General features: G+C 48.3%; 7 protein-coding genes. 6 read left to right on the top strand and 1 reads right to left on the bottom strand.

Going from position 1 to position 14,583, the window contains the following annotated elements; translation table 11 throughout:
• Nucleotides 1-213: 213 nt before the first annotated feature.
• The 6 genes from AC1DP6_RS30185 to AC1DP6_RS30210 all read left to right on the top strand — a co-directional run bounded on the left by AC1DP6_RS30185 (nt 214) and on the right by AC1DP6_RS30210 (nt 10,493).
• Entirely contained in the window at nt 214-3,288 is a 3,075-nt protein-coding gene (locus tag AC1DP6_RS30185; protein ID WP_477058219.1) for a SusC/RagA family TonB-linked outer membrane protein, read from the top strand.
• 16 nt (nt 3,289-3,304) lie between these two features.
• The gene (locus tag AC1DP6_RS30190; RefSeq protein WP_477058220.1) at nt 3,305-4,789 is read left to right on the top strand and encodes a RagB/SusD family nutrient uptake outer membrane protein; all 1,485 of its coding nucleotides are present in this window, start codon (nt 3,305-3,307) and stop codon (nt 4,787-4,789) included.
• Nucleotides 4,790-4,808: 19 nt separating this feature from the next.
• Nucleotides 4,809-6,137, top strand: a complete 1,329-nt coding sequence (locus AC1DP6_RS30195; protein ID WP_477058221.1) for a glucoamylase family protein — start codon at nt 4,809-4,811, stop codon at nt 6,135-6,137.
• Nucleotides 6,138-6,141: 4 nt separating this feature from the next.
• Nucleotides 6,142-7,899 (top strand): family 43 glycosylhydrolase, encoded by a 1,758-nt coding sequence (locus tag AC1DP6_RS30200; RefSeq protein WP_477058222.1) that lies wholly within the window; start codon nt 6,142-6,144, stop codon nt 7,897-7,899.
• 94 nt (nt 7,900-7,993) lie between these two features.
• Nucleotides 7,994-9,712 carry an IlvD/Edd family dehydratase gene (locus AC1DP6_RS30205; RefSeq protein ID WP_477058223.1) on the top strand — a complete coding sequence of 573 codons (1,719 nt, stop codon included), beginning with the start codon at nt 7,994-7,996 and terminating at the stop codon, nt 9,710-9,712.
• Between the two features lie 22 nt (nt 9,713-9,734).
• Entirely contained in the window at nt 9,735-10,493 is a 759-nt protein-coding gene (locus AC1DP6_RS30210) for an SDR family NAD(P)-dependent oxidoreductase (protein ID WP_477058224.1), read from the top strand.
• An 11-nt stretch (nt 10,494-10,504) separates the two neighbouring features.
• On the opposite strand, the gene AC1DP6_RS30215 is transcribed toward AC1DP6_RS30210, so the two are convergent.
• Nucleotides 10,505-14,536 carry a DEAD/DEAH box helicase gene (locus AC1DP6_RS30215; RefSeq protein WP_477058225.1) on the bottom strand — a complete coding sequence of 1,344 codons (4,032 nt, stop codon included), beginning with the start codon at nt 14,534-14,536 and terminating at the stop codon, nt 10,505-10,507.
• Nucleotides 14,537-14,583 lie beyond the last annotated feature (47 nt).

Below are 14,583 nucleotides of genomic sequence, written 5' to 3' on the forward strand. Positions count from 1 at the left end.
CAGAAAACTCAATACAAAAGTTAAGACCTATTTCTACGAGCAACACGGAAGGCTCGTTTTTACATCATTGTTAAACGCCTGTATATGATAGCACCTGTTTACAACARCTCTTAAGGCCAACAGATAGTGTATTATTCATCTGGAAAAAACCCAAACAACTTGCTCCTCAACAGCAGCAGCAATGTTATTGCCTTTACATTTTAATTTCTACGTATGAAAAAAACGTTAACCGGCATTGAACGCAATTTGTATGCCCACAAGAAAATGCGCGCAGCCATCCTTCTTTTTTTGTCGTTCTTCCTAATCCTGCTACAGACGACTGCAGCACAGTCGCAGGACATAAAAATCAGCGGTAAGGTTACAGGAGGCAGCTCCGGTTCTCCCTTACCTGGTGTGACGATCGCGGTAAAAGGTACCACCCGCGGAACAGTCACCAGGGACGATGGCACCTACAGCATTTTAGCGCCGTCTAATGCTACACTGGTAGCCACGTTTATTGGATATGCCAATAAAGAAGTGCCTGTTGGCAATCAAACGGTCATCGATATCGCCCTGTCTGAATCTGTTACCCAGGTAGAACAGGTAGTGGTAGTAGGTTATGGCGTGCAACGTAAAGTGGATATTACCGGGGCTATTACGCAGGTAAAAGGAGAAGAAATATCCAAACAACCTGCACCGAACGCCATCAGCGGTTTACAGGGAAAAGTAGCCGGCGTGCAGATCACTAACAGCGGCAAGCCCGGCGCAGCACCCAATATTAAAATCCGGGGCGCCGGTACCATCTATGGCAGCCCTAATCCACTCTATGTGATAGACGGTGTCTGGTATGATGATATCAGCTTTTTAAATCCGGGGGATATCGAAAACATGAGTATCCTGAAAGATGCGTCCAGTGAAGCCATTTATGGCATCCGGGCCGCCAATGGCGTAGTGCTCATCACTACCAAAAAAGGAAAAGCAGGCAAACCGGCAGTTAATTACAATGGGTTTGTCGGATTTCAGCGTGTTACCAACAAAGTAAAAATGGCCAATGGCCATGAATATGCCATCCTTGTCAATGAACTAAGCAAACAAAATAATCAACCCAACCTGCTGAATCCGGATGAATTCGGCGAAGGCACCAACTGGTATGACCAGGAGCTGCGAAATGCCATGATCACCAATCACCAGCTATCTATCAGTGGGGGGACCGAAAAATCTACTTATAGTTTTTCTGTGGGTTACCTTAAACAGGAAGGCATCGTAAAAACAAATGATTTTACCAGGGTAACCGCAAGACTACAAAACGACTTCCAGGTATTTGAGCCGTTGAGAATAGGTTATACCGTGACGGCCGCTGTATATAATTCCAATGATGTGCCCGATGCCATTTTCGGGCAATTATATAATTCCGCTCCCATAGTGCCGGTGCATAATCCGGATGGCTCCTACGGTGATCCCAGTAAATATAATCTGGGTAGTGGCGCGGCCAACAACCCGCAGGTAACGCTGGATGTCTATGACCAAACCACGAAAAGACATGTCGTTACAGGAAGTGTGTATGCAGACCTGCGCTTCGCGAAACATTTCACTTTTCATGCAAGCGCAGGTGGCGAATATGGCGATAGTATTATCCGTAATTATACACCGGTGTACGCCGCTACCGTTGTGCAGCGGAATAATGTCAGTGTATTAATGCGTACAGGTACCGACCGTACTAACTGGATCGTGGAAAATACATTGACATACGAAAACAAATTCGGCGATCATGATTTGCGCGTACTCGCCGGTCAGTCGGCCCAGCAATACAAGCTCTATAAACTCATTGCTTCCGCGCAGAATGTACCCAATAACAGCGAAGGAGACCGCTATCTCCGACTCGGGAATGCCGATGGAAGAGAGGTGAAAGATGAAGGAGATCTTTACACAGTGGCTTCCTATTTTGGCCGTTTAAATTATGCGTACAAAAATAAATACCTGCTGACCGCATCCATTCGTGCAGATGGATCTTCCAAATTCTTTGGTGACCAGCGATGGGGATATTTCCCATCCATAGGTGCCGGATGGGTGATCAGCCAGGAACCTTTTCTGAAAAATACAAACATCTTTGATAACCTGAAACTGCGTGCCAGCTGGGGTAAAATCGGGAATGCGTCTATTCCTTCCAACGTATCTGTGCTGAGGGTAGCCCAGGACCCCTACCTGACGGCTATTTTCGGTGGCATCATCAACACAGGCGCCAGTATCAATTCTGTGGTAGCACCGGTTACATACTGGGAAAGAGCAGTAGGTACCGATGTTGGTCTGGAAGCCAGTGTATTGCAGAACAGGTTATATGTGGAAGCTGGCTTTTATAACCGGGAAACACAACGGGCCATCTTTAATGTGCCCTTCCCCGGATCGGTAGGTACTCAATCCAGCACCATCATTACCAATCAGGCCAATATCCAGAACCGGGGTTGGGAATTTACGGTGAACTGGAAAGATGAACCTGGCAATAAAGACTTCAGCTATTCGGTCGGCGCCAACCTGGGTATCAATAATAATAAGGTGCTGTCTGTGGAAAGTGGTAATAATCCTATTTATGGCGGCGGTGGTGCTGCTACCGGAGGAGCGCTGGGAACACGCACCCTTGTAGGTCAGCCCATAGGCCAGTTTTTTGGTTACCAGGTAGATGGAATTTTTCAGACCGATGCGGAAGCCGCAGCCTCTGCCCAGCCGAAAGCTAAGGCAGGAGACTTTAAATACCGCGATGTAAGCGGTTCTCATGGCACACCGGACGGAAAAATAGATTTTAATGATCGTGTAGCACTGGGTAATCCAAATCCAAAATATACCTATGGCATCAATACTTATTTTTCCTATAAACAGTTTGATCTGGCTGTTGACTTCCAGGGTGTGGCAGATGTAGACGTATATAACGCCAACATCGGACTACGCTTTGGAAATGAAAACTTCACCCAGGATTTTTATAATAAGCGCTGGCACGGGGAAGGTACATCCAACACCTATCCTTCCGCCTTCATCGGTGGCAGACAAAACTATCTGCCCAGCTCCTTCTTTGTAGAAAGCGGCAGTTATTTCAGGATCAGGAACATACAACTTGGTTATCGTTTTCCCACAGCGCTGATCAACAGATGGAAGATGAAAAATCTCCGGCTGTACCTGAATGCGCAGAATGCCTTTAACTTTTTCAGGTATCGCGGATTTTCACCTGAAATTGGTGGCACACCTAACAACGTTGGCATCGACAACAGTGTGTACCCATTATACGCCACCTATAATTTCGGTGTAAACGTCACATTCTAACCAAATCATTACGATCATGAAAAATAACCACATATATTACCAATTGCGTATAGCCGTTTACTTGATGCCGGTCCTGTTAGCGATGACAGCCGGTTGCGGAAAAAGTTTCCTGGATGTGCCACCACAAGGCCAGCAGCCAAGCCAACAATTCTGGCAGTCAGAAGCAGATGCTACCAAAGGCGTGAACGCCATATATGCCAATCTCCGGGAATGGAAACAGGTAGGCTTCGCTGCGCTGGCCATCGAAAGTCTGGGTGCTGATGATACAGAAAAAGGCAGCACCCCTTCTGATGCCAGTTTCCTCACCAACTTCGACAATTTCAGCGCCTCTCCCACAGAAGGACAAATCCTGGAGTTCTGGCAGGGACAGTACCAGGAAGTCAATTTCTGCAACCAGGTGATCGACAATATTCCCAACATCACCATGGACGCCGCCCTGAAAACCCGCTACCTCGCCGAAGCTAAGTTCGTAAGGGCCTACGCCAATTTCCGGCTGGTACGCGCGTTTGGTGATGTTCCGCTACGGTTACATCTTCCAAAAACACCGGATGATTACAATATTGCCAGAACACCCGCAGCAGAAGTATGGACGGCTATTGAACAGGACCTCACGGAAGCTGCAACAGTGCTGCCGGTCAGCTATCCGGCTGCCGATAAAGGACGTGCTACTAAAGGGGCAGCATTATCGCTCCACGCTAAAGTAGCGATGTACCAAAAGAAATGGGCTGATGTACTCAATTATACTAACCAGGTGATGCAACTGGGATATACGCTCTTCCCCAATTATGAACAATTATTCCGTATTCCGAATGAAAACGCACCTGAATCTGTTTTTGAAATACAGGCACAACTGATCCTCGGAAATGCAGACGCCTCCAACTCACAATACTCCCAGATCCAGGGCGTAAAAGAAGCGGTAGGCGGTGGCTGGGGCTTTAATGTACCTACCCTCAGTCTTGACACCTCCTACGAACCCGGCGATCCCAGGCGCGATGCTACCATCATCTTCCGTGGCGAAACAACTCCTGAAGGAGACAAGATTTCACCTACCGGCGTAAATCCCCGGTTTAACCAGAAATCATACGTGCCATTTAATAAATTCGTTAGCGGCTATAAAGAAGGAGCCGATCAAAACATCCGCGTCATCCGTTATGCAGAAGTATTACTGATGAACGCTGAAGCAGCAAATGAACTGGGGAATGCCACACAGGCCCTTTCTTCGCTCAATGCTGTAAGACTACGCGCCAGAAACGGTTTAACCGGTATATTACCCGATGTAACCGTAACAGAAAAAGTGGCCTTACGCAATGCTATCTGGCGTGAAAGACGGGTGGAACTCGCGATGGAGAACGACCGCTATTTTGATGTGATCCGTCAGGGACGTGCACCGCAGCTATTCGGACCACTGGGTTTCGTAACCGGTAAAAATGAAGTGTGGCCGGTTCCACAAAATGAAATAGATGTGAGCGCAGGCAAACTGACACAAAATCCCGGATATTAAGGACTATAAACTGCAAAGAATGCAATCATTAAAATATATCATCCTGTTGTGCCTGTTCGCGTATTACGCGCAGGCACAACAGCAAACACCCAACAGGTCTGCCATCCGGCAGGGGCTTTCAGATACGGCATTGCTGGAACTGGTACAACAACAAACCTTCCGTTACTTCTGGGACTTCGGTCATCCCGTTTCAGGTATGGCACGGGAGCGCAGCAACAAGGCGTACGATTATGGTGATGAAGTAGTGACCACCGGTGGCACCGGCTTTGGCGTAATGGCCATCGTAGTAGCCGCCTCGCGTCAATGGATTACCCGCGAAGCAGCGCTGAACAGGCTCCTGACCATCATCGATTTTTTACGGAAAGCAGATCACTATCACGGTGTATTTCCTCACTGGCTCAACGGCCGCACAGGAAAAACCATCCCCTTCAGCAGGAAAGATGATGGCGGCGACCTCGTAGAAACTTCCTTTCTGTTTGAAGGACTCTTAACCGCACGGCAGTACTTTGACCGTAATACACCCCGCGAAAAAGAACTGCGTGATAAAATCAACTGGACCTGGCAGGAAGCAGAATGGGACTGGTATACGCGCGATGAACGAAGTGTATTGTACTGGCATTGGAGTCCCAACAACGGATGGAGTATGAACCATGAAATCAGGGGATGGAACGAGTGCCTCATGACATATGTGCTGGCAGCATCTTCCCCTACCTATCCTGTAAAGGCGAGTGTGTATCATCAGGGGTGGGCCAGCGGCAGATCTTTCCTCAACGGCAAAGAATTTTTCGGAATACGGTTACCACTGGGATTTGATTTCGGCGGCCCGCTTTTCTTTTCACATTATTCTTTCCTGGGACTTGATCCCCGCGGATTAAAAGATCGTTACGCCGACTATTGGGAACAGAATAGCAACCATACGCGGATCAACCGGGAATACTGCATACGTAATCCAAAGGGGTTCAAAGGCTATAGCGCTGATTGCTGGGGACTCACCGCCAGCGATACCTATGATGGTTACAATGCACACTCACCGGAAAACGACTTTGGTACCATTACTCCTACGGCTGCCTTATCTGCATTTCCTTACACACCGGAATATTCCATGCAGGCATTGAAATACTTTTATTACAAGCTGGGAAAAAAAATATGGAGCCAATATGGATTCACGGATGCTTTTAATGAAACAAAGCAATGGTACGCTACTTCGCACCTGGCCATTGACCAGGGGCCTATCATTGTGATGATAGAGAATTACCGCAGCGGTTTGTTGTGGCAGCTTTTTATGAGCTGCCCGGAAATACAAACAGGATTAAAAAAACTGGATTTTACAAGCCCGCAATTAAAATAAGTATATGAGAGCATACCTTCTGCTATCGGTAATATATCTGCTATCACAGGAACGGTTATACGCACAAACCACCTATTGTAACCCAATGAATATTGACTATGGCTACTGCCCCATTCCCAATTTCACGGAATGGGGCAAACACAGGGCTACCGCCGATCCTGTCATCGTAACCTATAAGGGCGACTACTATCTTTTTTCTACCAATCAATGGGGTTACTGGTGGAGCGAAGACCTTACGCAATGGCATTTCATTGCCCGTAAATTCCTGCAGCCCTGGCATCATGTATATGATGAATTGTGCGCGCCGGCTGTTTGGGTGATGGGGGATACCATGATGGTATTTGGCTCTACCTACACCAGTGATTTCCCCATCTGGATGAGCACCAACCCCAAAGGCAATCAATGGAAAACGGCGGTAGACTCTTTCGCAGCAGGTGGCTGGGATCCCGATTTTTTCCTGGATGACGATGGAAGACTGTACCAATACAATGGCAGCAGTAACAGCTATCCGCTTTATGGAGGAGAAGTGGATAAACGAACGTTGCAACTGAAAGGCGCCAGAAAAGAGTTATACCTCCTGAACGATGAACGGTACGGCTGGCAACGATTTGGCGAATATATGGATAACACTTTCCTGGATCCGTTTATAGAGGGCGCCTGGATGACGAAACATAATGGAAAATATTACCTGCAATATGGAGCGCCCGGAACAGAATTCAGTGGCTATGCGGATGGTGTAGTAGTGAGTGATCATCCGCTGGGCCCTTTTATCCCCCAGGCGCATAATCCTTTTTCCTTTAAACCAGGAGGATTCGCCCGTGGCGCCGGTCACGGCAGCACTTTCCAGGATACCAAAGGCAACTGGTGGCATATATCTACTACCGTGATATCTGTAAAAAATAGTTTTGAAAGAAGGCTGGGCCTGTGGCCTGCAGGTTTTGATAAAGACGATGTGCTATATAGCAACACTGCCTTCGGAGATTATCCACACCGTATTCCACGCGATACTAACGTGAACGGACATACTGACTTCCGCATGGATCCCTCCTTTACCGGGTGGATGCTGTTGAATTATAACAAACCAGTAACCGTATCTTCTACGCTCGGAGGCTATTTCCCTGACAATGCGGTAGACGAAAACATTAAAACCTATTGGAGCGCTGCCACCGGCAACAAAGGCGAATGGATACAAACCGATCTGGGTGCCGTAAGTAGGGTAAACGCCATACAGATCAACTACGCCGATCAGGATGCTCCTTTCATGGGCAAACAACTGGATATCTATCATCAGTATATACTCCGTTATTCAACAGATGGAAAAAGATGGCAGGTGCTGGCAGATAAAAGTCATAATAAAACGGATGTGCCCCACGACTACATCGCTTTACCAAAGCCGGTAAAAGCCAGGTATATCCGGTTGGAAAACATACATATGCCGGGTGGAAAATTTGCGATCAGCGGACTCCGGGTATTTGGTAACGGTAACGGCCAAACGCCGGACACAGTAAAATCATTCATGGTGCTACGCACGGAGAAGGATAAACGCAGTGCCTGGATCAAATGGCAAACGGTAGACAATGCCTATGCTTATAACATCTACTTCGGCACTGCACCGGATAAATTATATGGTTGTATAATGGTGCATAATGCCAATGAATATTACTTTAAAGGGATGGATAAGCAGCAGCCTTACTATTATTCTATTGTGGCGATTAATGAAAACGGTATTTCTGCGGGTAGTAAGGTGGTCAAAGCGGAATAGTCATATCCCTGCTTTGGCATTGCATTACAAATTCAAAATGCGTAAATTTCGGAATCCGTAAATAATTGTATCTTATTCTATATCCTTTCCCGTTATGCAGCAGGAACACGCACTCAGAAGTAGTCATTGGTTTGCCCGTGGAGGCAAAGACGGTTTTATTTACCGCGCCTGGCTGAAAAAGCAGGGCATCCCCGCTCATGAGCTGGAAGGAAAACCCATTATCGGCATTTGTAATACCTGGTCGGAGCTCACACCTTGTAATTCACATTTCAGGGAGCTGGCAGAAGCCGTAAAGCGTGGCGTACTGGAGGCTGGCGGTTATCCGCTGGAGTTTCCGGTGATGTCGCTCGGTGAAACGCTGATCAAGCCAACAGCGATGCTATACCGCAACCTGGTAAGTATGGATGTGGAAGAATCCATCCGCGCCAACCCGCTGGATGGGGTGGTATTATTATGCGGTTGTGATAAAACCACGCCGGCGTTGGTAATGGGCGCCTGTAGTGTGAATATACCTACGATTGTTGTTTCCGGTGGTGCTATGCTCACCGGCAGACACCGGGGCCACCAGATCGGCACCAGTGATATCTGGCGGTTCAGTGAAGATGTAAGAGCTGGTCGGATGACCAACGAAGAACTGATGCTGGCAGAAGCCGGCATGTGCCGCAGCGACGGCCACTGCGCGGTAATGGGTACCGCCTCCACGATGGCCTGTATGGTAGAATCCCTCGGACTTTCCCTGCCACAAAACGCCGCCATTCCTGCACCGGATGCTGCACGTAAAGTGCTGGCTCAACTCTCCGGCACTGAAATCGTGAAAATGGTGCGCGAAAACAGGCGTTTGTCAGATCTCCTTACCAGGGAAGCCTTTGAAAATGCTATCCGCGTAAATGCCGCCATAGGTGGCTCTACCAACTTTGTCATTCACCTGCTGGCCATAGCCGGACGTATCGGAGTTGAACTGAACCTGCAGGACATGGATACTTTTTCCACCAACATCCCGCTGATTGCTAACCTGCAACCATCAGGGAGTTATTTTATGGAAGATCTTTACTATGCCGGCGGACTTCCGGCCGTGATCAACATCCTGCTCGATCATCTGCACAAGGATTGTATCACTGCCAACGGCAAAACCATCGGCACCAATTATGCACATGCAGTCAGCTATAATAAAGAAGTTATTTCTCCGCTGGACAGTCCCTTCAACGCTGTTTCCGGTATCGTGGTGTTAAAAGGAAACATCTGCGAACAGGGTGCGGTGATCAAACCTTCTGCTGCCAGCCCGCACCTGATGCAACATACCGGCAAAGCAGTCGTATTTGAAGACATTGACGATTATAAAAAACGGATCGATGACCCTGCGCTGGAAGTAGATGAAAACAGTATCCTGGTACTTAAAAATGTAGGTCCCAAAGGCTACCCCGGCATGCCGGAAGTAGGCAACCTGGGCTTGCCGGCCAAACTATTGGCCAAAGGCGTTACCGACATGGTACGCATCTCCGACGGACGCATGAGCGGCACCGGGTTTGGCACCGTCGTACTGCACGTATCGCCGGAAGCAGCTACCGGTGGCACCCTCGCTGTTATCCGCGATGGAGATATGATTACGCTGGATGTGCATAACCGCCGCCTCCATGCAGACATTACACCGGCGGAAATTGACAGCAGAAAAGCATCCTGGAAAGCAGTATATCCACAATCTACCCGCGGGTATGTGCAACTGTACCAGCAGCACGTAGAACAAGCCCATTTAGGTGCGGACCTTGATTTCCTGAAAGGTAGCTCCGGCAGCGAAGTTACCAGGGACTCCCATTAATAAAACGCCCAAAACACCCGTTATGCAATTCGAAAATAAAGTAGCTATCGTTACCGGCGCAGGCCAGGGAATTGGATTTGAAATATGCAAACAGCTGGTACAAAGAGGCGCCATCGTAATACTGAATGATATCGATGAAACGCTGGCTAATAACGCCGCCGATGCTATCACCAGCGATAAAGGTATTTGCATTGCTATGCCCGGCGATTCCAGCGATGTAAACTTTATACAGCAAATGGTCAAGGTGGCTGTTACCCGCTACGGCAGTATCGATATTGTCATTGCCAACGCAGGCATTACCCTGTTTGGCGATTTCTTTACTTATACACCCGCCGCTTTTTCCAGGGTCATGCAGGTAAACCTGGGTGGTACTTTTTTCCTCGCACAAACGGCCGCCAACAGGATGAAACAACAGGAACAGGGCGGCGCCATCCTGTTCATGTCTTCTGTTACCGGCCACCAGGCCCATAAAGACCTGGCCGCCTACGGCATGAGTAAAGCCGCGCTTGAAATGCTCGCTAAAAATTTAGTGATAGAACTATCTCCCCATAAAATTACTGTGAACACCATTGCACCCGGAGCTACACTCACAGAACGTACGCTCGACGATCCTGCGTATGAAAAAACCTGGTCTGCATTAACACCGATGGGGCGACCGGCACTTACACTCGACATTGCCAATGCGGCCCTTTTCCTGGTATCAGATATGGCCCGGCATATTACCGGCCAAAGCCTGATCATTGATGGCGGCTGGACAAGTATCAGTCCCTCGCCTTTCTGAGGCATCGCCGGCTACTCATCTCTGTCTGCAATCAACTCCAGCAGCTCTTTCGCATTCAACCTGCCTGACTGGTCACTGCCTTCGAGCAGCTGATCCGCCAGATCTCTTTTACTATTATGCAGCTCTATAATTTTTTCTTCAATCGTATGTTGCGCTACCAGTCTGTAAATAGTCACCGGCCTGGTTTGCCCGATACGATGTGCGCGGTCAGAGGCCTGTTCTTCAATAGCCGGGTTCCACCACGGGTCCATATGAATCACATAATCCGCTGCGGTTAAGTTAAGCCCCAGTCCACCTGCTTTCAGGCTGATCAGGAACAACTGCCCTTTGCCTGCCTGGAAATCTTTCACCAGTTTATCCCGCTGCGACATCGGCGTGCTGCCATCGAGATAGAGATAAGTAACGCCCATGGCATTCAACGCTTCCCGCACTAGGTCCAGGTGTTTTACAAACTGGCTGAACACCAGCGCCCGGTGGTTATTGGAGATCAGCTCTTCCACGATTTCCCGGAACACAGCTAATTTAGAAGAAGCAATATCTGTTTCTGCATCCACCATCTGCGGGTTACAGGCGGCCATTCTCAGGCGACTGATCTCTGCCAGTGCACGGATATGTTGTTGTGCCATACTGCCCTCCTGCGCCTTGATATTCTCCAGGGCTTTGCGGCGCAAGGCTTCGTAAAAGGCCGCTTCGTCCGGCGACAAACTCACCAGCTTCACGATCTCTGTTTTAGGTGGCAACTCATCCAGCACACCGGTTTTGGTACGACGCAGGATAAATGGCGCGATCAGCTTTTTCAAATGCTGCTTCACCGTACTTTCCGGATTGCGTACAGACGGGAATACAAACTGTTTATTAAAATGATCCAGTGTACCCAGTAACCCGGGGTTCAGGAAATTAAACAGGTTCCAGATCTCTCCCATATGATTTTGTATAGGCGTTCCCGTTAGCATGAGTTTAAATCCTGCCTGCAGCGACATGGCGGCTTTGGATGTTTTTGTCTGGAAGTTTTTAATGGTATGCGCTTCATCCAGCACGATGGTAGGCCATTTCACAGAAGACAACAACTGCTCTTCCGCCTGCAGCAAACCATAGGTAGTGATGACTACATCAAAAGAACCGGCGCCTTTTACCAGGGCGGCCCTGTTGCCATTGTGCAGGTATATTACATTCAATGAAGGGGCAAACCGGTTTATTTCATTGCTCCAGTTGCTCACCACAGAAGCGGGACAGATGACCAGCGCAGCACCTTCCTGCCCCCGGTGCAGGAGCAGCGAAATGGCCTGGATGGTTTTACCTAATCCCATATCATCAGCCAGGCAGGCGCCGGCTCCCCAGGCAGCCAGGTGGGTCATCCAGCGGTAGCCCTCTTCCTGGTAGGGCCGCAGCGTTGTTTGCAGGGTAACCGGTACCGGTGCCACCAATTCCATGGCAGTACTGCGTTTGAGGGAGAAGGCTTTCCAGGCAGCATCTGTGGTAACACTACCTGCCTGCTCCAGCAATTCATCCAGCACCGTTGCCGCAAAAGGTTGTATGCTTACGGCATTACGGTCTATCTTCGCAACGCTGGACATTTCGTTCAGGCGTCTGCGTAAGTCGGCTGTTAGCGCCAGGTATTCGCCGTTCTGTAAGGCAATAAATCTTTTCTTAACGGTACGGGTAGTGTCCAGTAAGTCTTTCAGCGCCAGCACAGTGGTTTCATCTACCTTCAGCTCTCCATCGCACATAAACCAGTGGTCCTTTTCTTTCAGTGAAATACTCAGGTGAGAAAAGCCTGCCTGGTGGCTGATTTTATAACGCTCGCCTTCCGGCCATTCTGCCCTGACCAGCTCCGGATGTTCTTTAATGATTTCCAACAGTTGTAAGCAGTCCAGGGGATCTTCAAAAATGATGGTATCATCGGAAAGGTCCTGTGCAATAGCGCCCTGGATGAGGTTCATCAACGCAGTGATATTACTTTTCTCTCTGGCCAGGTCCCGGATGGCCTGCCAGCGTTCTCCGTTACTGATGCCGATGATATTATGTGCGCCCGTACCTGGTTTACAATAAGGCGGATCCATCGTAAATGGCTTTACATATATCCCTGCTTTTAGCCCTTCTCCCAGTGGCAGCAGCTGTATTACAATACGGCTGTCCCCCGGTCGCTTATTGATGTTGGCTGCAATATCTCCCATATCCGCATGGATAGTCAGATGTGCACCAATGCTTTTTAATACCTGTATGAGTTTATCTTTTCCTGCGGCCGGCACCATGGGTATCTGTTGCAGTGTTTGCAACAACCGCCGCTGCTGTGCAGTAAGATTGATCACTTTCAGCCGGGTATTGGTTTCTTTTACAAACACCGTTTCACTGATATAGTCGGCTATATTGGCACTAAACGTATATCCATGACCGTTTTTGTTCACACTCAGCTCCGGCTGTGCTTTTACAATTTCCACAGAAATAGTGGGATCATCAGCGGAAAATAAAAGCGGATGCCCTGCAATTTCCTGCCATACGGTTTCTGCGAAAGAAAACGATTCGCCATCATAGTTATAGTAATGATCTTTCTGTACGGTATTACCTATACGAAAATCCTGATCGGTCATGGCTTCCGCCTTTCCATCTTTCAGCTTCTTCAATGCCACATTTCTGCCGGCGCTCCAGGTGTTTGCTCCCTGCGAAGTTTGCAGTACCGGTTGTATTTTATAATGATCAAAATCTATCAGGTAGATTAACCGGGAGACCGCCACATTTTTTTCTTTTTTTGTAAGATGACTGTCTGCCCCCAGTAATGTATTCAAAAGCCGCTCCCAGTCAGGTGTTTGCTCCATCTGGGAAAATACCGGCGGATGGCCGGTGATGGCAGCAGCTTCCTGGAACTGACTTTCATAACCTACGTAATCATCTCCCTTAAATAAATACAAATATTCGTAGGTCAGTAGCCGGTAGTGGCGTTCCATACCCAGGCTCAGCAGGTGGCCTGCCTGTGGGCTAAAGGTGCGTAATAATCTGCTCTTGGGATGTAGTAGCTGCAAACACAGTATCGCCAGGTAGCTTAACAATTTGCTTTCCGCGCCTTCCAGCAAAATCAATAACAGATTATCCGCTTTTTCTTTGCGCCCTGCGTGAAAATGCAGGAGACAAACGGCCGGAGTAAAAGCGGGTAACAGCTTTCGTTCGTAGGCAGCTACTATTTTTGTAATCAGCGGGTTCACCTTTTCACCGGGCAATACCGCCAATGTAAATGCATAATAAAAAGAAAATACCGGGGATAAAGGCAGGATATTTTTCTTATCGTACTGCCGTTGCCGCTTGATTCCCTTTTCAAACTGCGCAAGGGCTTTTTCCGGTTCTCCACTATACAATAATATGACCGCCCGGGCATACAAATCGTCGGCAGATGTATCTGCCGCAGGCAAATTAAAATGCCCCTGCAGGATAGACAACTCCGGAAAACCAACTTCATATTGCTGACGAAATGCTTCCAGTTCAGCTACCGGCGGCATTTTAAGCAGGTTATACTTCAATGCATAGGAAGCCATACTGTTTACACTTTCCTGGCTGAAAAAGGGCAACAGCTCCGCATATGCCGGGAAGTACAACAGGTAAGATAAGTACGGCTGGTATTCACCCAGTTCCAGCTCCAGCCTTTTCACAGGAGCAGATAATAAAAAGCGGTCGCCGGTAAAATAAGCAGTGAGCAGTTGTTGCAGATCCTGCAAACGTGCACTTACGCTATAAAAAACATGAAAGGCATGGCGCGATCTGACCTTCAGGACAACATATTGCGGCTGACCTATATTTTTCGGAAATAGTAAAAAGTTCAGTTCCGGTATCAATGCGTAGTTGCCGGTTACATTTTTGATGGCCAGCCCGGTGGTCACCAGATGCTTTAATATCATGCTGATRGCCGTGCCCTTCACTTCCTTTACCCGGTTTACGGCGTCTGTAATGGTGAATGTTTCCAGTGGATACAGATACACAGACATCACATCCATCACCAGCCGGGTATGGCTTTCCTGTGATTCATATTGCTGCAGGTAGTAGCTTTCGTTTACCATGTCTGCAAATTTAGCGGATTATAGGGAGTGGGGCGGTTTTAAATAAT

The organism is Chitinophaga sp. 01L420, assembly GCF_056399985.1.